An 18,039-nucleotide genomic window follows, 5' to 3' on the forward strand; every position below is an offset into this window, starting at 1 on the left:
CTGACCTATCTCGATCCGTCATCGTGTACAACCAGTTCCGCGGCGTGCCGCTGGGCGACGAAGGCCGCGACGCTGCGCAAGTACTCCAGCGGCTCGTCGGTGTCGTGCGGCACGATGCCCTCGGTGAGCAGGCCCTGTCCGCTGGGATGCCCCCGGGCGACGCCGTTTTGGTCCAGCACCAGGCGCGGCACCCCGCCTCCGGAGAGTCGGCGCCAGAACTGCACCATGTCGGTCACCTGTCCCGCGTGCGGGCTCTCGTCCATATCGAGCACCCACCGGCCGTCAGTGCGGTACAGGTAGCCCACCACGCGCCCGTGCGGATCATCGAAGCGCACATGCGGCCTGGGCCGCTGGCTCACCATCTGGCCGGCGTGGATCTCCTCTTGCAGCGGCGTGAGCAGGGTCTGCGGGTCGGCGTGCTGTTCGTGATAGTTGACCTGCCCCAGCTGCAGCAGCACCAGGTAGGCTCGGCACGCTGGCGCGTCCTCGGAGAGCGGCGGGTCGACTCGTTCCCGTAAGGCGTTCGCAGCCAGCGCCAGCACCTCCTCCCGGCGCTGCGGATCCAGCTCGTCCAGGCTCGCCTCGACCCGGCCCATCGCCTCGTCCACCGGCATCGCCCGGCGGACCCGCACCGCACCCAGGTCCCACCCCGACTGGCGTCGCCGGTAAGAGTCCTGGAGCGCCACCAGCGCCGCCGCACGAACCTCCACCAGGAAGCGCCGGCCGCCGTGCACGCGCACCACCGGCGCATCGTCATCCAGCAGCGGCACCAGTTCCTGGGTGATCCCGTTGAATTCCCGCCACTGGTCGATGCCCCCCATCCGAACCTCGGCGCACGGCGAGGCGAGCAGGTCCGCGTATGGGTGGCTGGGGTCCACGCGCCGGCTCCTCCCACGATGAACGGCACACCGGCAAGCGGCTGCACCCGTCATCGTCACTGTGGTGGCCATACCAGGTCCGTCAACGTACCCGCGTACCGCCAAAGATCTCACCATCGGTCATCTGGCGCCAGTGGAGCTCTCCTCGTGCTGCTGGTCGGATCCTGGCTCTGCACAAGGCCCCGACCGCTACGCGCCGACCCCGGCCGAGTTCACCAAAAAAGCCAGGAAGATGGCCGCCAAGGTGTGTAAGTTGCCCGGCGTCTGCCAGCTCAGGCGCAGCGCTGGGAGAAGGTCCTTTGCGCTGACATCCAAGATCGCCATCCGGGCGAAGGGGTTTTACTCCTCGTCACCCTTCTCAGGATTGGACGCCATGTCCGTCTCCAGACCGAGCGCCTCAGTGACCCACTTGTCGAACTCGATCGACGACCGCACCCAACTCACCGTGCTGGACACGAAATGCTCCAGCACGACGCCGCCACCGATCAGCATCTGGGCCTCGCCGACCAGGCGAACCGAGCCGTCGTCGTGGGTGTGGGTGTAGATCTTGGGCCACAGTGTGCGGCGGTTCCAGTCGTCGACCGCCTCGTGTAGCTGCGGCTTGACGTCGATGCTGTACGGACGGTCGTAGAAAGTGCGGACCGAGTAGACCTGCTCGTCTCCCTCACCGCGGAACATGAAGTAGGTGCGAAACTCCTCCCAGGGTGCCGCGAGGTCGCCCTCCTCGTCCGTGACGAACCTCAGCTCCATCTGGTCCAGCAGCTGCTCGACCAGACCCTGGTCGGGCAGAATTATCGCCCCGGCGGGGACGCGCGGGTTGGGTTCCGGTTGGCCCCCGGAATTCGGAATCGAAGACGGGTCAATGTCCACCGTGAAGATCCCCTTCATCGTTTCCGCCATCCTCTCGCATCCGGCCGGTGTCATTGCACACGACCTTGCCGTCCTTGGCGTAGGCGGGCATCCCATACCAGAGTTTCGGCGACAGGCCCGGCGCGCTGGCCTTGATGACGGCGTGGATCCGCTCGGCGAGGACCCGGTCCTCTCCTCCATCTCGGCGATCTTCGCGAGCACGTCACGCTCCCCGTCGGCTTTGGTCGCGCGCGAGCCGCGGCGTGCGGCCTCCTCCACCTCATTGAGCCGGCGGATGCTCACCCACGGCCGCCCTCCGGCTGGTGCCGACGGGTGACCACCAGATCAGTCCCCTGCTTCGCATCAGCCGCCAGGCAGGCAATCCCTCGCTGGGCCGCCTCAGTGACGGCACAGCTCTTCCCAGCCCCGGACCGCGTCGCTGGTACCGAACCGGATATCCCACTCGCCATCCGGCGGTGGCACCGTAACTCGATCTCCGCGCTTCGGGCTCATACCGAAACCTGCACCGACCCGAAGTCACCGCTCGTGGGCTTGCGAGCCTCGGCTTGGTGCGCAGGATCGGCCTTGATTCTGGCGGTGGCCCGCCAGCCCGCGATGACCTCCTGGGTGGTCGCATCGACATCCAACTCGGCCGCATCGGAAAGCGCTTCAACCAGTTCCAGAGTGAAGGCGCGCAGTTCGTCCGGAGACAGGTGGCGAACCCAAGGGAAGACCTCCGGCATGGCTATGACCAGCGCACGCGCGGTGGGATCATGCTTGATCAAGGCAAGGAAGAGCCGAGACGCGGTGGCCAGCGTCCGTTCGCGCTCCTCTTCACGATCTGCCGCGCTCAGGTAGAAGTCTGGAGCGTCCCGATGTGTGACACGCACACGTCCCAGGCGTGCCGCGCGCTCGGCGACCGCTCGGGGATTTCTCGACAAGTCAGAAAAGGTCACTGCGTCGGCATGGCTGGTGCTCACGCCATGAGCGAATGTCAGAACACGTTCTGATGTGATGACTCGCCCAGGCTGTACGCCAGACCGCCGGTCACGTGGCCGTCCACGTACCAGACAGACTCTCGTCCTACGGTGTGGTGATCTCCGCAGCACTCCGGCGTGAGCGATGCTGGCGACACCCACATCACCGTGCACGACAACGGCGAACCGATCCGCGCCGCGCCCCGAACCACCACCCAGGAGATCACCCGGATCAAGTCCCAGGCGCACACTAAGAAGCGAAAGATCGGCTAGGAGTGTCAAGCACCATCCGATGCCGAAGCGTCAAGCATCAAGTGAGACCAGACACTCACCTAGCGGGCCTTTGGCGTCCTGACCAGGCATCTAGTGCCTAGAGGCTCCTTAATCTCGGCGGGCTCCTTCGGGCCAGATCACCCGGACGGGCACCTCGCGCCGCCGGGCTTCGGCCACCACATCGGCGGTACCGCCATAGCCTCGGGCGGGTTGTCCGTCCCAGACGGCGAACAACACATCGGCGTCGTCAAGCATGCGCGCGCTGGCCGCCATATGGGACTCCGAGGTCGATTCCACGAAGTCCAGCCTGAGCACCCGGACCGCCCGGCCCAGCAACTCGTCGTATGTCGCGTGGCACTCGCTCGGCAACCCGTCTCGGTACTCCTTGGCCGGGATCAAGACCTCCAGTGCTCCACCGAGGTCGAGCAGCACACGAGCGAAGATCTGATCGGCTCCGTCCGCCAGGCAGGACAGCCCGCTGATGTCGGGGAGGTACTCAGCGAGCGCCTCACGAATCACCCGATCGATCAGTACGGCGGCCTCTTCCGGCAAGCCCCGGTGGCCGGAGACGGCGATGCGGACCATGATTCCCCTAGAGCAGAGTGGCGTGAAGACGTTCGTCGAACGCGCGCAGGGCCTTGGATGGCGGCCCGCCATACGCCCGGCGGAAGGTTTTGACCCGATGCAGGACGCGCTCCGAGCCGTACGTCGTACCGACCGTGAGGGCGTTGGACGCCAGATGCAGCGCCTCGTCATGGTGCCCCGCCATGGCCTCGGCGGCCGCCACCTCGGTCATGAGCACACCACGCTGCTTCGCACCGGGTTGAGCTGACGAGAGCGACTCGTTGAAGGCGGCCACTGCCTCGTCCGGCCGCTTGAGCTGTACCATCACCAGGGCTCGATAGCCCGCCAGCTTCGCATGGTCGAAGGGGAATACCCAGGGCCAGGGCGGCGCGACGGCCCGCTCACTGGCCCGTACCGCTGACTCGGCCGATCTCAACGCCTGAAGCGCTGCCGCCTCGTCTCGTACGGTCGCGTGGCCGAGCGCTTCGATGCTCAACAGCCACGCACGGGCAGTGGCCGGTGGCCGCTCGCCGATCTCCCGCCGCGCCCTCGTCAGAAGGTTCAGTCCGGTCAGCGAATCGTCTGCGTCGATCTCGAACGCGGCCAGACTGCCGATCATGTAGGCCGCCAGCAGCGCGTTGTTGGCTTGCCGTGCGCTGTCGATCGCACGACGGTAGTAGAAACGCGCCGAACCGGTGTCCTGCATGTCGGCATGCACCCAGGCCGCGAAGCCCGCCGCCTCGCTGAGACCAGACCGGATCCGGTCAGCGTGCGGAGATCGTGACGCACGGCCGAGGACGCGAGCCGCGAGATCGACCTGAGCCACGGCTCCCCTGGCGAGTTCACGCGCGGGCGTGGTCGCTTCCAGGCGGCGCTGGGCGCCGGTGATGCTCGTAAGCGTTGCCGCCGTGGTCTCGTCCACGTCCGGGCGCTTGGGCAGGGCCACCCCCGCCAGCGCGGTCAACGCCACCGCCTTGCCGAAATCTCTGCGCTTCGTCGGATCGTCATCCCCTCGGACTCCGAACCGGAGCAGGTGAAGCGGCACCCCGACTCGGATGGATAGCTCCCGAACCTGGTCCACGGTGAGCGGCTGCCGACCACGCAGCACCTTGGACACCCAGCTCTGGGAGTAGCCGACCGCCTCAGCGAGCTGGCCCTGCGTCCACCCGTGTGCCCTCCGTACCTCTTCGAGGATGGTCGGGAGATCACACTCGGCGAGAGCGGCGGCCGCGACCGGCCCGGACCAGAACTGCAGCGGTATCTGGGTCACAACGCTAGGTTAAGTCGCCGATCTCGGCCGTACCGATATTCCCGACGGGAATAGCCCTACCCCCAGCAGCGCTAGGGCATTCACCTAGGGTTGTGCTACGGCGACGCTCTGCACATGAGCGCATTCCCACCCCAGGACCTGGACGCCGCACACCGCCTGGCCGCTGCTCTCACGGCTCAAGGAATCACCGCCGATGTCCATGACGACTACGGCATGCCCATGGTGTCCGTCTGGATCGGCCTGATCGTATGGTGCGAGAACGGCATGTACTGGTGGCGCACGGGCTGGAACCCGCTCAAACACCGGGCGATCTACGCATGGCACCCCATCACCGAGCCGGCCCACGCCGCTCACCGAGTCGCCCTACGCTACGCGACACTTCGCACGTCGCACCCGCTCTCGTCAGTGATCGCCGGAGCGCAGCCGTGCCCCTGACCGTGCAGCAAGTGCTCAGGAGATTCCCCGGCTGGCAGATCACCGACATGTCCGGGGGCTGGGTCGCCATGCGCACCAACCTCGTACCTAGGAACAGCGGCCAACGTGCGCTGCGGAGAGACCTTGGAGGAACTGGCCGAGAACCTACACGCCGAGACCAGGATCCCTAGTGGAGACGGAGACCGGCACGGGGTGTTACGTGCTTCCGGGAGCTGCGGAGAAGCTCCAAGCCGCCACCGAGGGTGAAGCGGGCGGCGAGTAGGGGGCGCGACGGCCAGTGCCGGATGAGCGGAGGAACGCGTGCCCATGACCTCATGATCGGTAATGTCAGCGGTCGAACCAGCGTGCTGCCGAAGGTGTGAGCAACGTGATGACGATCGCGAGCGGCAGGATGGTGCCCAGGTCGATCAGCCTCCAACCGCGCTCGCCGTCGATAGTGGACAGGATGAGGTTACTGCCGACCGCGACCGCCTCGAAGGCGATGGCACACCAGCGCACCCACTTCCTGCGTGACGACCAGCGAAATACCAGCCACCCCGTGAGCCAGGGCCCCGGCAAAGTAGCGCTGATGGCCATGATGTCCAGTTCAGGGCTTGAGGGTGATACAGCCGGGCCGAAGCGGCAGGACGGGCGATCAAGCTAAACGAACAGGCACGGACCTTCGAGATCATGAGGTTCTCACAAGTTAATGATCAGTAGAGCAGTGCTCCGGGTGCGTGCGGAACTTAGATGATCACACGCTCGTTTTGCTGGCATGACCACACCTCAGCTCGCATGCCCCCTCTGTCAGCACACCGAGTTCCTGCGACAGAAGGGCCGTATCGAAAGCAAGCACGGCTTCATCCCGAACTATGTGACACTGATGATCTGCAAGCGATGCAACTACGTCCTGCCGTTCTGGGAAGAGAAGTCAATCTTCGATCTGAGCTGACTCACGCAGCCTTGCACGGCGCTCGCGCGCCCCTGATGCCTCGTACGAGGTGAGCGGCTTGCAGCAGGTGTTCTCGTCGGCCTCCGCGCGCAGCACTCCTCGGCTCCCAGACTCCAAGGAGTCGGACGTGCGTGGCGCGTTAGGAACCAATGAAACCTTCAGCCCTTGCTGAACGTCCATCGGCCGTCAGCGTGAATCGTCACGAGGACCGTTCCATCAGGAAGCAGCACCTCGCCGCGGTAGGAGCCGATCTCGTTCACCAGGCCCTCCTGCGACTGCTCCGTGTAGGAGTACACGATGAAGTTGCTGCTCCCAGAGTGATTGACCTTCACCGTGGTCAAGCCGGAGCTTGCTGGGGACAACAGCAGCACCTCGTCGCCGCGTCCAGACACTCGGGCGTTGGTCCACGGCCTGGCCACCGCGAGCGGCTTCACCGTGAGCGTCCATGCCCCGTCAGCTTTGATCTTGAAACCGCGCACACCTTGCCGTTCTCTTCGTTGACGATGACCGTGCCCTTGTAGGCACCGATCTCGTTCACGATCGACGCCTGCTCGGCACCGCCCGGGTCGATGGGGTGGACGATGAAGTTCGACGAACCCTGATGCGTCAGTGTGGCCAGCAACACATCCTCGGTCTCCTTGACCTTGAGTACCTTGTCGCCGACACCCCGGTACGTGCGCGGTTTGGCCATCGTCGGCGTCGGGGCGGATGTCGGGGTGGCTTCCTCGCTGGTCTCCTCCTGCATGGGCGTGGGAGGGCTGCTCGACGTCTGCCCGGCGACCACGAGCCGGTCGCGCGCTCCCGAGTTGTCCTGGCCGCCGCCTTGCAGGAGCGTTCCAATCACGGAGAGCACGATGAGTCCGCCGATTATGCCGCCGGCCACCTTCAGCCCGGTGCGGTTCTTCTTCCTGCGGTGAGGCAGCGGTGGCTGGAAGCCGTATCCGGGCGGAGGGTATCCGCCGGGCGGGCCCTGGGGCGGATATCCGGGCGGCGGACCCTGCGGTGGGTAGCCGCCTGGGGGTGGTCCTTGCGGGGGGCCGTACTGGTGCGACATGGCGACTCCAACGAGGGTGACCCAACGTAAACGCATCGGTGCCTCATCCGTCCCGCGTTACACGCCACTCTGCGTGGTCGGTTCGGGAGCCTCTGAGCCGGACACGCAAGAGGGGTGGTCTCGCCCCTGGGAAGCGCCCTCCAAGGCCGTGGCGAGGCCACCCCAAGCCCGCGAAAAGGAGTTCGATCTCCCGCGGGCCGTCTAGCGGCAGATCACGCAGTCCCGTTCTTCGGCCTGTTGATGCTGAGGCTTTCCAGCGGGCCGAACTGGTTGGTGACCCAGCCGAGCGATCCCTTGGCTTCGCCATTCAAGAGCTCGATGATCGGCTCTCGCGAGTCACGGTGCGTCTGTCCGGTGTCCAGCCACACCCTGCCCTGCCGGTCTACCCAGGCGGGGATGATGGCACGGCTCATATCGAGTTCCCCGTCCGGAACGGGATCTCAGCGTGGCCCTTCCATTCCAGGTGGACGGGACGCATGGCCGGAGCCTCATGCGAGGCGAGGATGCGCAGCGCCAATCCGACGAGCACGGCGCCGCGCTCTGTGTGGGCGGTCGCGGTCCTGCCGCTCTCGTGGATGAGCTCCAGGCGCCCGTCGTCGAGGCGGGTGACGTGGCATTCGGGGATCTCGGGAAGGGATGCGGATGCACCGCCCGGTTTAGGCTGTGTCATGGTCGGACCTCCACCGTCCGATCAAGGGCCCGTCTCAGCGTTCGCGCGCTGACCGGGCCCGCTTCATGTACTGACTCCGTCTGAGTCTGACACGTTAAGGTGTCTTAAACCATCTCTACGTGTAATACAGGACGTCTAGGTGTACCTATGTTTGCCCAGGTACATCCGGCCATCGTTGATCGCATGCACCCACGTCGATCCAAATGGCGGCAAGCGTACGCGGTCATCTGCGACCGGATCCGTACCGGCGAACTCGCCGCTGGCGACAGAGTGCCGACCGTGCACGAGCTCATGACCGAGTTCGAGATGAGCAACACCGTCGCACAGAAAGTGCACCGGGCGTTGCGCGAGGCGGGCCTGGTGGAGACAGAGCCAGGCACGGGGAGTTACGTGCTTGAGGGCGCGAAAGAGAAGCTCCAGGCCGCCACCGAGAGGGAACAGAGCGGCGAGTAGGAACGGGGCGGCCGTGCGGGATGCCCCGGCGCCCCTTCCCCGCCTGACTGGTTGGATTAAGTGGATCTTGAGTAGTAACTGATCTTGTCAGTCTTCGGTCTGCGTTAGACCTGTCGGACAAGCACTGGACCACTCAGATGGGTCACTTATGTTGACACCGGTGCCGCCGATCCCGCAGTATCCGTTCGGCACTTTAAACAAGTACTGCTGGTGATAATCCTCGGCAAAGTAGAACGGCCCCGCCTCGGCGATCTCCGTGGTGATCTCGCCGTAGCCCGCCGCCTTCAGGACCTTCTGGTACGCCTCCCGCGACGCCTCCGCCGCCTTCTGCTGCTCCGGCGAGTGGTGGTAGATCGCCGAGCGGTATTGGGTGCCGACGTCGTTGCCCTGGCGCATGCCCTGCGTCGGGTCGTGGGCCTCCCAGAAGACCTTCAGGAGCTCCTCGTAGGAGACCTTGGCGGGGTCGAAGACGACCCGCACGGCCTCGGTGTGGCCCGTGCGGCCGCTGCAGACCTCCTCGTACGTCGGGTTCGGCGTGTAGCCGCCCTGGTAGCCGACCGCCGTCGTGACCACTCCCGGGGTCTGCCAGAACTTGCGCTCGGCGCCCCAGAAGCAGCCGAGGCCGAAGTCGGCGATCTCCGTGCCGGACGGGTACGGCGGGGCCAGCGGGGCGTCCAGGACCGCGTGGCGGGCCGGGACGGGCATGGTCTCCGCGCGGCCCGGGAGGGCGTCCTCGGGTCGGACCATCGATGTCTTGTTGCCGCCGAACAGCCAGCCCATCGCACTACCTCCATAGCTCTCTGCCAGCCTACACAGGCAGCAACGCTTAAGGAGATCTACACATTTCCGTATAGTGGATGGAATTTGTGGTTAAAGGTGGTAATGGGCGAAGATGGCGTACATGCCTGACCTTCGGCGCGGCGTCTTGTACGGGGTCGCCGCCTACACCATGTGGGGGCTCTTCCCCCTCTACTGGCCGCTGCTCAAGCCGTCAGGTGCCGTCGAGATCCTGGCGCACCGGATGGTGTGGTCACTGGTCGCCGTCGCCGCCGCGCTCGCCGTCCGCAGGCACTGGTCCTGGATCCGGGAGCTGGCCAGGCAACCCAGGAAGCTCGCCCTCCTCACCCTCGCGGCCATCGTCGTCACACTCAACTGGGGCACCTACATCTACGCGGTCAACTCCGGGCACGTGGTGGAGAGCGCCCTGGGGTACTTCATCAACCCGCTCGTCAACGTGGTTTTCGGCGTGGTGCTGCTGCGCGAGCGGCTGCGGCCGCTGCAGTGGGCGGCCGTCGGGTTCGGGGCGGTCGCGGTGCTCGTGCTGGCCTTCGACTACGGGCGGCTGCCGTGGATCGCGCTCACGCTGGCGGTGAGCTTCGGGGTGTACGGGCTGGTCAAGAAGAAGGCCAATGTGGCGGCGACCGAGGGCCTGGCGGTCGAGACGCTGGTTCTGCTGCTGCCGGCTCTCGGGTATCTGATCACGCTGCAGGTGAGCGGGGAGGCGACCTTCCCGAATCAGGGGGCCGGGCATGCGTTGTTGCTGGTCGGCGCGGGGATCGTCACGGCGGTGCCGCTGATCTGCTTCGGGGCGGCCGCCATCCGGGTGCCGCTCAGCACGATGGGGCTGCTGCAGTACATCGCGCCGATCCTGCAGTTCGCGTGCGGTGTGCTGATCGCCAAGGAGACAATGCCGCCCAGCCGGTGGATCGGGTTCTCGATCGTCTGGCTGGCCTTGGCGATCTTCACGTACGACAGCATCAGGACGGCCCGGGCGGCCGCGCGTGTCAGGAGATCAGCCAGAACGCTGGACCACGTAGTCACATAGCGCCAAAAAAGCGTCGCGCGCCGAGATATCCGGCAAGCCGGAAATGTCGTCCCGCGCCCGGTCAACCCACGCCTCCAGCTCCGCCCGCGCCCGCGCCATCGCCGGGTGCGCACGGAGCAGGGTCAACGCCTCGTCCACGTCGGACTCGGCCACCGGGCCCGACAGCAGCTCGGAAAGGCGCGGGGAGTCGTCGGCGGCCAGGGCGTACAGGACCGGGAGGGTCTTGATGCCCTCACGGAGGTCAGTGCCCGGCGTCTTGCCCGACTGCGCCCCCGTGGAGGCCACGTCCAGCAGGTCGTCCCCCAGCTGCCAGGCCACGCCGATGGCCTCGCAGGCGCGGCTCAGCCGCTCCTCGACGTCCGCGGGAGCCCCGGAGAGCAGGGCTCCGAAGCGGCCGGAGGCGGCGATCAGCGAGCCCGTCTTGTCGGCCAGGACGTTGACGTAGTGCGCGATCGGGTCCTCGTCGGCGCGCGGGCCGACGGTCTCGCGGATCTGGCCCTGGACCAGGCGGGAGAACGTCTGCGCCTGGATACGGATCAACTCGGGGCCGAGGTCGGCCAGGATGTCGGAGGCCTGGGCGAACAGGTAGTCGCCGGTGAGAATCGCGACGGTGTTGTCCCACCGGGCGTTCGCGGACGGGGAGCCTCGGCGTACCGGGGCCTCGTCCATGACGTCGTCGTGGTAGAGCGAGCCCAGGTGGGTCAGCTCGATGACCACCGCGCCGGGCACGACGCCCGGCGCCGACGGATCGCCGAACTGGGCGGCGAGCAACACCATCAGCGTGCGGAACCGCTTGCCGCCGGCCTCGATGAGGTGCTTGGACGCCTCCGTGACGAAGGCGTCCTCACTCTCCACCGACGAACGCAGGAGCTTCTCCACCGCGGCCAGTCCGGTGGCCACGTCCTGCGCCAACCGTTCGTCCTCAATGGGAAGGTCAACCACGGGTGGCGCAGACATACGAGATCCCCTTATCTGATGAACAAGCTGCTAGCAGCTTCGTTGGCAACGCTGAGCATGGACTCCGGGTAGAGCCCCACCCCTACGGTAACCAGCAGCGCGACGGCGATGACAGCCACGGTCCCCGCACTGGGCACCACGATGGCCGGGCCATCGGCGGCCGGCTCGCTGAAGAACATCAGCACGATCACGCGCACGTAGAAGAACGCCGCGACGGCCGAGGCCACCACACCCACGACGACCAGTCCGGCCATCCAGCCGCCCATCGAATCGCCGGGCTGCGTCCCGCTGTTGAGCGCGGCGGCGAAGACGGCGTACTTGCCGAAGAAGCCGCTGGTCAGCGGGATGCCGGCGAAGGCCAGCAGGAAGAAGGCGAACACCCCGGCCAGGATCGGGGCCCGCTTGCCGAGCCCGGCCCAGCGTGACAGGTGCCCGGCCTCGCCGCCAGGGTCGCGCACCAGCGTGACGATCGCGAACGCGCCGACCGTCGTGATGCCGTAGACCGCCAGGTAGAACAGGATCGCCTTCAGCGAAACCGCGTTCTGCTCGGCGGAGCCGAACGTGGCCATCACGCCGACGAGCAGGAAGCCCGCGTGCGCGATGGACGAGTAGGCCAGCATGCGCTTGATCTCGGTCTGCGTGATCGCCAGCACCGAGCCGACGACCATGGTCAGCGCCGCGATGACCCAGATGACAGGCCGCCAGTTCCAGTCGAGGTTGCCCAGACCCACCCAGAACACCCGCAGCACGGCGCCCACGGCCGCGACCAGCGTGCCCGAGGCCATCAGAGCGGTGATCGGGGTCGGGGCGCCCTGGTAGACGTCCGGCTTCCACGCCTGGAACGGCGCCGCGCCGATCTTGAACAGCAGGCCCACGCCGAGCAGCGCGAGCCCGATCATCAGCAGCGGGTCGAGCGCCGCGCCCTCGGCCAGGGCCTGGTTGATGCCGGGGAGCGAGACGGTGCCCGCGTACCCGTAGACCATCGCGGTGCCGTACAGGAAGAAGGCCGAGGAGAACGCGCCCAGCAGGAAGTACTTCATGGACGCCTCCTGCGACAGCAGGCGACGCCGGCGGGCCAGGCCGCACAGCAGGTAGAGCGGCAGCGACATGACCTCGAGGGCCACGAACATCATGAGCAGGTCGTGCGAGGCCGGGAAGAGCAGCATGCCGCCGACCGCGAACAACACCAGCGGGTAGACCTCGGTGTGGCCGGCGCCGCCGGTCACGGTCTCGGCCTCTTCCTCGTCGGCGCTGCCCGGCACGGCCGCGGCCGAGGCGACGAAGTGGCCCTCGTCGTTGATCAGCAGCACGCACACGAACGACAGGACGAGGATGACGCCCCAGATGAACAGCGAGGGCCCGTCCACCGCGACCGCGCCCATGGCGGCGGCCGTCGTGGACACCTGGCCGCGCAGCACCTGCACGAGCACCAGTGCGAACGCGCCGAGCAGGCTCAGCAGAGTGAGCGGTACGTGGATCGCCTTACGCAGGTAACGCGGCGCGAACGCCTCGACGAGCACGCCGATGACGGCCGCGCCGAACACCACCAGCAGCGGCGCCAGCGTGCCGTACTCGATCGTCGGCGCTGGAATGGAGTTCACTGACCTGTCCCCTTCTCAGCGATGGTGGAGACCGGCACCTTCACGTTGGTCAGGGTCTCTTGCACGGACGGGTTGATCACGTCGAGCAGCGGCTTGGGGAAGAAGCCGAACCCGATGATCAGGGCGACCAGCGGGGCCAGCACCCAGATCTCGCGGGCGTTCAGGTCCTTGAACGCCTTGACCGGCTCGGCGGTCGGCCCGTTCATGACCCGCTGGACCATCCACAGGATGTAGACGGCCGCGAGGACCACGGCCACCGCGGAGATGACGGCGGCCGCCGTCAGCGCCCCGGAGCCATGGGCCGCGCTCGAGTAGGTCCCGATCATGACCATGAACTCGCTGACGAACGACGACAGACCGGGCAGCGAGAGCCCCGCAAGACCGGCGACCAGGAAGAAGCCCGCCAATACCGGCGCGACCTTCTGCACGCCTCCGTAGTCCTCGATGTACGGCGAGCCGCGCCGGGCGATGAGGAAGCCGGCGGCCAGGAACAGCGCGCCGGTGGCGAAGCCGTGGTTGACCATGTAGAGGGCGGCGCCGGACTGGGCGACGTCCGACATGGCGAAGACGCCCAGCACGATGAAGCCGAAGTGCGAGATCGACGTGTAGGCGATGAGCCGCTTCATGTCGTTCTGCCCGATGGCCACGATGGCGCCGTAGATGATGCTGATGACCGCGAGCACGACGATCGGCATCGTGAACGCCTTGGCCGCCTCCGGGAACAGCTCCAGGCAGAAGCGCAGCATGCCGAACGTGCCGACCTTGTCCAGCACGCCCACCAGCAGCACGGCGGCCCCGGCCGGCGCCTGCGCGGCCGCGTCGGGCAGCCACGTGTGCACCGGCCACAGCGGCGCCTTGATCGCGAAGGCGATGAAGAACCCGGCGAACAGCCACTTCTGCATGGCCGGGTCCTGGATGGCCCCGATCAGCTCGGGGAACATGAACGTGTTCTTGCCGGCCACGAAGTAGAGCCCGATGACCGCGACCAGCATGAGCAGGCCGCCGAACAGCGAGTACAGCAGGAACTTGACGGCCGCGTAGGACCGCTGGGCGCCGCCGTACGAGCCGATCATGAAGTACATCGGGATCAGCATCGCTTCGAAGAAGACGTAGAAGAGGAAGATGTCGGTCGCCGCGAAGACGCCGATCATCATCGTCTCCAGCACCAGCAGCAGCGAGAAATACGTCTTCACCGACCGCTTGGGCGCGATCACGGTGCCGTCGGCGCTCTTGACCCCGTCGGCGTCGTGCCAGGAGGCCAGCACCACGATCGGCACCAGCACTGCCGACAGCGCGATGAGCACGAGGGCCACGCCGTCGACGCCGACCCCGAACTTCACGCCGAAGCTGGGGATCCAGTTGTACTCGGCCACGAACTGGAACCGGTCGCCGTTCGGCTTGAACCCGGCGGCCATGACGCCCGTGAGCACCAGCACCAGCAGCGAGACCAGCAGCGTGACCTGCTTGGCCAGCTTGTCACTGCCCTTGGGGAGCAGGGCCACCACGATGGCGCCCACCACGGGCACCGCCATGAGTATCGGAAGCCAGGGTGACATCAGATGGTCCCAACGAGGAGCAGGGCGCCGGTCAGCAGGGCGGCACCGATGAAGATGGACAACGCGTACGTTCTGGCGAAGCCCGTCTGGATCCGCCTGAGGCGCCCGGAGCTGCCGCCGATGCCCGCGGCCAGGCCGTTGACCAGCCCGTCGACGCCGCGGTTGTCGAAGAACACGGCGAGGCGGGTCAGCCACTGGCCGGGGCGCATGAACAGTGACTCGTTGAGCGCGTCACCGTACAGGTCGCGGCGGGCGAACGTGGTGAGGAACGAACCGCGCGGCTGAACGGCGGGCACCTCCACCCGGCCGTACCGCATCCAGGCGAAGGCCGCACCCACGGCGACCAGCGCCAGCGTGGCGAGACCCGGCGTGCTGGTGAAGTGGAACTCCGGCAGCTCCGTCGGCCGTCCGACCGCCGGCGCCAGGAACAGCAGGAGCCGGTTGCTCAGGACGAGGTAGCCGCCCAGACCGATGGCGCCGATCGACAGGATGATCAACGGCCAGGTCATGACCGCCGGCGACTCGTGCGGGTGTGCGCCCTCGGCCCAGCGCTTCTGGCCGAAGAAGGTCATGAAGACCATCCGCGACATGTAGAAGCCGGTGATCCCTGCGCCGAGCACGGCCAGCCAGCCCAGGATGGGCTGGTGGTGCACCGCGGTCTCGATGATGCCGTCCTTGGTGAAGTAACCGGACAGCAGCGGGAACCCGATGATCGCCAGGTAGCCGATGAAGAACGTGACGAAGGTCAGCGGCATGAACGTGCGCAGCCCGCCGTACTTCCGCATGTCGACTTCGTCGTTCATGCCGTGCATGACGGACCCGGCCCCGAGGAACAGGTCGGCCTTGAAGAAGCCGTGCGTGATCAGGTGGCCGATCGCGAAGGCGTAGCCGACCGGGCCGAGGCCCGCGCCCAGCATCATGTAGCCGATCTGCGACATCGTCGAACCGGCCAGGCCCTTCTTGATGTCGTCCTTCGCACAACCGATGATGGCACCGGCGAGCAGCGTGGCCGCACCCACGATGGCCACGGCCAGCGCGGCGCCGGAGCCCTCGGGGAAGAAGTACACCCCGGACCGGACCACCAGGTAGACGCCGGCGGTGACCATGGTCGCGGCGTGGATCAGGGCCGACACAGGAGTCGGACCCTCCATGGCGTCCAGGAGCCAGGACTGCAGCGGCAGCTGCGCCGACTTGCCGCAGGCGCCGAGGAGCAGCAGCAGCCCGATGGCGAGCGTGGTGCCGTTCTCGGCCTGGATCGGCTTGAGCTCCGCGAACGACAGCGTCTGGTACGTCGTGAAGATGACGAACATGCCGACCAGCAGGCCGAAGTCACCGACGCGGTTGACCACGAACGCCTTCTTGGCCGCGACCGCCGCCGACGGCTTGAACTGCCAGAACCCGATCAGCAGGTACGACGCCAGACCGACGCCCTCCCAGCCGATGAACAGGCCCACGTAGTTGTCGGCCAGCACCAGCAGCAGCATCGCCGCCACGAACAGGTTGAGATAGGCGAAGAACCTGCGCCGGTGCTCGTCGTGCGACATGTAGCCGATCGAGTAGATGTGGATCAGCGAACCCACACCGGTGATCAGCAGCGCGAAGCTGATCGACAGCGGGTCGATCAGCAGCCCGATGTTGATGTCGAGGTTGGGGATGAACTCCCACAGGTGCACCGCCCGGCGGCGCTCGTTCTCCCCAAAGCCGATGAGCTCGACAAACGCCAGCACCGCCACGACGAACGAGGCGAGGGACATGGCCACGCCCAGCAGATGGCCCCAGCGGTCGGTGAGCCGGTTGAACGCCAGCAGGATGAACGCTCCCAGCAACGGGAAAGCGATCATCAGCCAGGCGTTGCCGATCATGCCGCCGGTGTGCTGGGCGATCTGAGCGATTTCAGATTCCACCAGTCACCTCTTAGTACTTCAGCAGGTTGGCGTCGTCGACCGACGCGGACCTGCGGGTTCGGAAGATCGTCACGATGATGGCGAGGCCCACCACGACCTCGGCCGCGGCCACCACCATCACGAAGAACGCGATGATCTGGCCTTCCAAGTTGCCGACCTGCCTGGAGAAGGCGACGAACGCGAGGTTGCAGGCGTTGAGCATGAGCTCCACGCACATGAACACCACGATCGCGTTACGCCTGATCAGCACGCCGATGGCGCCGATGGCGAACAACAGGCCGGACAGGACGAGGTATTGCGTCGTCATTTGTTCACCTCGTTGGTGGTCTGCTCGGCGTCCTGCTCCTCGGCCTCGTCGCGCGCGTGGATGTCGCGCTCGTCGGCGTCTTCCTCGACCGTGTGCTTGATGGCCGCGGCGAACCTGGGGTCAGCGGGCAGGTGGTCGTGCTCGACGTCGTAGCGCGCGATGTAGCGGTTGACCGAGGACTCCGCGACCGTTCCGTCGGGCAGCAGTGCCGGCATGTCGATGGCGTTGCCGGTGGCGTAGGTGCCGGGGCCCGGCAGCGGCGACGGCCGGTCGCCGGCGAACCTGGCCCGGGCCAGGTCCTTCTGCGTGGGCTTGTCGGTGAGCCGCTCGCGGTGCGCCAGCACCATGGCGCCCAGCGCCGCGGTGATCAGCAGCGCCGAGGTGATCTCGAACGCGAAGACGTACTTGGTGAATATCAGCAGCGCGATCGAGCGGATGTAGCCGCCCTGCGCGGTGGCCTGTGCCAGCCCGACTTCGGGAGCGAAGATCGCGTTGCCCACGGCCAGGATGATCAGCGTGGCGAAGCCGATGCCGGCGAGCACCGCCCAGACGCGCTGGCCCCTGATCGTCTCGACGAAGGAGTCGGACGAGTCCACGCCCACCAGCATGAGCACGAACAGGAACAGCATCATGACGGCGCCGGTGTAGACGATGATCTGCACCGCGGCCAGGAAAGGCGCGTCCTGCACCGCGTACAGGACCGCGAGGCAGAGCATCACCGTGCCGAGCATCAGCGCCGAGTACACGGCCTTCCGGTTGAAGACCATGCCGAGCGCGGCGCCGACGGAGACGACGGCCAGCACCCAGAACGTGATGGTCTCACCCATTGGTCCGCCCCAGCCGGTAGTAGTCCTCTTCGGTCTCACCGAGCCGCATGGGGTGCGGCGGCTGCTCCATGCCCTGGGTCAGCGGCGCGAGCAACATCTCCTTGGTGAAGATGAGGCCCTCGCGGGTGCTGTCGGCGAGCTCGTACTCGTTGGTCATGGTGAGCGCGCGGGTCGGGCAGGCCTCGATGCAGAGACCGCACAGGATGCACCGCAGATAGTTGATCTGGTAGGTGCGGCCGTAACGCTCGCCCGGCGAGAAGCGTTCCTCATCGGTGTTGTCCGCGCCCTCCACGTAGATCGCGTCGGCCGGACACGCCCAGGCGCACAGCTCGCACCCCACGCACTTCTCCAGCCCGTCGGGCCAGCGGTTGAGCTGGTGACGCCCGTGGAAGCGAGGAGCCGTCGGCCTCTTCTCCTCCGGGTAGTTCGTCGTGACGGGCTTCTTGAACATCGTATGGAAGGTGACCCCGAAGCCTTTGACGGGGTTCAGCCAATCAGTTAGTCCCACTGGGAATCTCCTTGTGCTGCACCCCGTGGTAGTGCGGCAGATCGAGCGGTGGCACCGGGAAGCCACCCTTCGTCGGCTCGTTGGACAGTTCCTCGAACTCGGCTTCGACCTGGGCCTTCCTGGCTTCCTTGCGCCGCTGGTTGACGGTGTCGAACCGCATCCAGATGGCCAGCGCCCCGACCACGATGATCCCGGTGACC

22 protein-coding genes and 2 pseudogenes are annotated in these 18,039 nt (G+C 66.7%); 4 read left to right on the forward strand and 20 right to left on the reverse strand.

The genetic code is table 11. The features are described 5' to 3' along the window. Positions 1-5: 5 nt before the first annotated feature. From ACTWQA_RS38465 to ACTWQA_RS38480, 4 genes and pseudogenes are all read right to left on the reverse strand, one after another. Positions 6-878, reverse strand: coding sequence for a hypothetical protein (locus ACTWQA_RS38465; protein ID WP_443163861.1), 873 nt, complete (start codon positions 876-878; stop codon positions 6-8). A gap of 339 nt (positions 879-1,217) precedes the next feature. Then, positions 1,218-1,748: a YbjN domain-containing protein gene (locus ACTWQA_RS38470; RefSeq protein ID WP_443163878.1), complete on the reverse strand. Its 531-nt coding sequence runs from the start codon at positions 1,746-1,748 to the stop codon at positions 1,218-1,220. Positions 1,749-1,803: 55 nt separating this feature from the next. Then, positions 1,804-2,030: pseudogene (locus tag ACTWQA_RS38475) on the reverse strand (hypothetical protein); the annotation flags it as partial. Between the two features lie 206 nt (positions 2,031-2,236). Further along, positions 2,237-2,707 carry a hypothetical protein gene (locus ACTWQA_RS38480; protein ID WP_443163862.1) on the reverse strand — a complete coding sequence of 157 codons (471 nt, stop codon included), beginning with the start codon at positions 2,705-2,707 and terminating at the stop codon, positions 2,237-2,239. A 135-nt stretch (positions 2,708-2,842) separates the two neighbouring features. On the opposite strand from ACTWQA_RS38480, the gene ACTWQA_RS38485 reads away from it, so the two are divergent. Beyond that, entirely contained in the window at positions 2,843-2,977 is a 135-nt protein-coding gene (locus tag ACTWQA_RS38485; RefSeq protein WP_443163863.1) for a hypothetical protein, read from the forward strand. A 108-nt stretch (positions 2,978-3,085) separates the two neighbouring features. Here ACTWQA_RS38485 and ACTWQA_RS38490 read toward each other — a convergent pair whose 3' ends face one another. Both ACTWQA_RS38490 and ACTWQA_RS38495 read right to left on the reverse strand, forming a co-directional pair. Then, complete coding sequence (locus ACTWQA_RS38490) at positions 3,086-3,562, reverse strand: hypothetical protein (RefSeq protein WP_443163864.1); 477 nt, start codon at positions 3,560-3,562, stop codon at positions 3,086-3,088. Positions 3,563-3,569: 7 nt separating this feature from the next. Continuing rightward, the gene (locus ACTWQA_RS38495; protein WP_443163865.1) at positions 3,570-4,811 is read right to left on the reverse strand and encodes a helix-turn-helix domain-containing protein; all 1,242 of its coding nucleotides are present in this window, start codon (positions 4,809-4,811) and stop codon (positions 3,570-3,572) included. Positions 4,812-4,925: 114 nt separating this feature from the next. On the opposite strand from ACTWQA_RS38495, the gene ACTWQA_RS38500 reads away from it, so the two are divergent. After that, positions 4,926-5,246 (forward strand): hypothetical protein, encoded by a 321-nt coding sequence (locus ACTWQA_RS38500; RefSeq protein ID WP_443163866.1) that lies wholly within the window; start codon positions 4,926-4,928, stop codon positions 5,244-5,246. A 327-nt stretch (positions 5,247-5,573) separates the two neighbouring features. Here ACTWQA_RS38500 and ACTWQA_RS38505 read toward each other — a convergent pair whose 3' ends face one another. From ACTWQA_RS38505 to ACTWQA_RS38525, 5 genes are all read right to left on the reverse strand, one after another. Beyond that, positions 5,574-5,822, reverse strand: coding sequence for a hypothetical protein (locus ACTWQA_RS38505; RefSeq protein WP_443163867.1), 249 nt, complete (start codon positions 5,820-5,822; stop codon positions 5,574-5,576). A gap of 513 nt (positions 5,823-6,335) precedes the next feature. Further along, positions 6,336-6,611, reverse strand: a complete 276-nt coding sequence (locus ACTWQA_RS38510) for a hypothetical protein (protein ID WP_443163868.1) — start codon at positions 6,609-6,611, stop codon at positions 6,336-6,338. Further along, on the reverse strand, positions 6,608-7,267 hold the full coding sequence (locus ACTWQA_RS38515; RefSeq protein WP_443163869.1) for a hypothetical protein: 660 nt from the start codon (positions 7,265-7,267) through the stop codon (positions 6,608-6,610). The genes ACTWQA_RS38510 and ACTWQA_RS38515 overlap by 4 nt, the downstream gene beginning before the upstream one ends. Before the next feature lie 176 nt (positions 7,268-7,443). Further along, positions 7,444-7,644, reverse strand: a complete 201-nt coding sequence (locus ACTWQA_RS38520) for a hypothetical protein (RefSeq protein ID WP_443163870.1) — start codon at positions 7,642-7,644, stop codon at positions 7,444-7,446. Next, complete coding sequence (locus tag ACTWQA_RS38525) at positions 7,641-7,901, reverse strand: hypothetical protein (RefSeq protein WP_443163871.1); 261 nt, start codon at positions 7,899-7,901, stop codon at positions 7,641-7,643. Before ACTWQA_RS38525 ends, ACTWQA_RS38520 begins: the two co-directional genes overlap by 4 nt. A gap of 183 nt (positions 7,902-8,084) precedes the next feature. On the opposite strand from ACTWQA_RS38525, the gene ACTWQA_RS38530 reads away from it, so the two are divergent. Next, the gene (locus tag ACTWQA_RS38530) at positions 8,085-8,354 is read left to right on the forward strand and encodes a GntR family transcriptional regulator (protein WP_443163872.1); all 270 of its coding nucleotides are present in this window, start codon (positions 8,085-8,087) and stop codon (positions 8,352-8,354) included. 87 nt (positions 8,355-8,441) lie between these two features. Here the strand turns inward: ACTWQA_RS38530 and msrA are convergent, their stop codons facing one another. Further along, positions 8,442-9,134, reverse strand: a complete 693-nt coding sequence (gene msrA, locus ACTWQA_RS38535; RefSeq protein ID WP_443163873.1) for a peptide-methionine (S)-S-oxide reductase MsrA — start codon at positions 9,132-9,134, stop codon at positions 8,442-8,444. 121 nt (positions 9,135-9,255) lie between these two features. Here msrA and rarD point away from each other — a divergent pair, with 121 nt between their 5' ends. Further along, complete coding sequence (gene rarD / locus ACTWQA_RS38540; protein ID WP_443163874.1) at positions 9,256-10,179, forward strand: EamA family transporter RarD; 924 nt, start codon at positions 9,256-9,258, stop codon at positions 10,177-10,179. Here rarD and ACTWQA_RS38545 read toward each other — a convergent pair. From ACTWQA_RS38545 to ACTWQA_RS38580, 8 genes and pseudogenes are all read right to left on the reverse strand, one after another. Continuing rightward, entirely contained in the window at positions 10,147-11,136 is a 990-nt protein-coding gene (locus ACTWQA_RS38545; protein WP_443163875.1) for a polyprenyl synthetase family protein, read from the reverse strand. The genes rarD and ACTWQA_RS38545 overlap by 33 nt on opposite strands. Before the next feature lie 11 nt (positions 11,137-11,147). Further along, complete coding sequence (nuoN, locus tag ACTWQA_RS38550) at positions 11,148-12,737, reverse strand: NADH-quinone oxidoreductase subunit NuoN (RefSeq protein WP_305914433.1); 1,590 nt, start codon at positions 12,735-12,737, stop codon at positions 11,148-11,150. Next, a complete protein-coding gene (locus tag ACTWQA_RS38555) occupies positions 12,734-14,293 on the reverse strand; it encodes an NADH-quinone oxidoreductase subunit M (protein ID WP_327586300.1) in 1,560 nt (519 codons plus the stop codon). Before ACTWQA_RS38555 ends, nuoN begins: the two co-directional genes overlap by 4 nt. Then, positions 14,293-16,155, reverse strand: a complete 1,863-nt coding sequence (gene nuoL / locus ACTWQA_RS38560; RefSeq protein ID WP_443163879.1) for an NADH-quinone oxidoreductase subunit L — start codon at positions 16,153-16,155, stop codon at positions 14,293-14,295. The genes ACTWQA_RS38555 and nuoL overlap by 1 nt, the downstream gene beginning before the upstream one ends. Positions 16,156-16,207: 52 nt before the next feature. Then, positions 16,208-16,504 (reverse strand): NADH-quinone oxidoreductase subunit NuoK, encoded by a 297-nt coding sequence (gene nuoK, locus ACTWQA_RS38565; protein WP_305914431.1) that lies wholly within the window; start codon positions 16,502-16,504, stop codon positions 16,208-16,210. Beyond that, complete coding sequence (locus tag ACTWQA_RS38570; RefSeq protein WP_443163876.1) at positions 16,501-17,331, reverse strand: NADH-quinone oxidoreductase subunit J; 831 nt, start codon at positions 17,329-17,331, stop codon at positions 16,501-16,503. The genes nuoK and ACTWQA_RS38570 overlap by 4 nt, the downstream gene beginning before the upstream one ends. Continuing rightward, a complete protein-coding gene (gene nuoI / locus ACTWQA_RS38575) occupies positions 17,324-17,839 on the reverse strand; it encodes an NADH-quinone oxidoreductase subunit NuoI (RefSeq protein ID WP_305914429.1) in 516 nt (171 codons plus the stop codon). Before nuoI ends, ACTWQA_RS38570 begins: the two co-directional genes overlap by 8 nt. Beyond that, positions 17,826-18,039, reverse strand: a pseudogene (locus ACTWQA_RS38580) (NADH-quinone oxidoreductase subunit NuoH); the annotation flags it as partial. The pseudogene ACTWQA_RS38580 and the gene nuoI, both read right to left, overlap by 14 nt.

This window comes from Nonomuraea sp. 10N515B (genome assembly GCF_052245915.1).
Taxonomy (GTDB): Bacteria; Actinomycetota; Actinomycetes; order Streptosporangiales; family Streptosporangiaceae; genus Nonomuraea.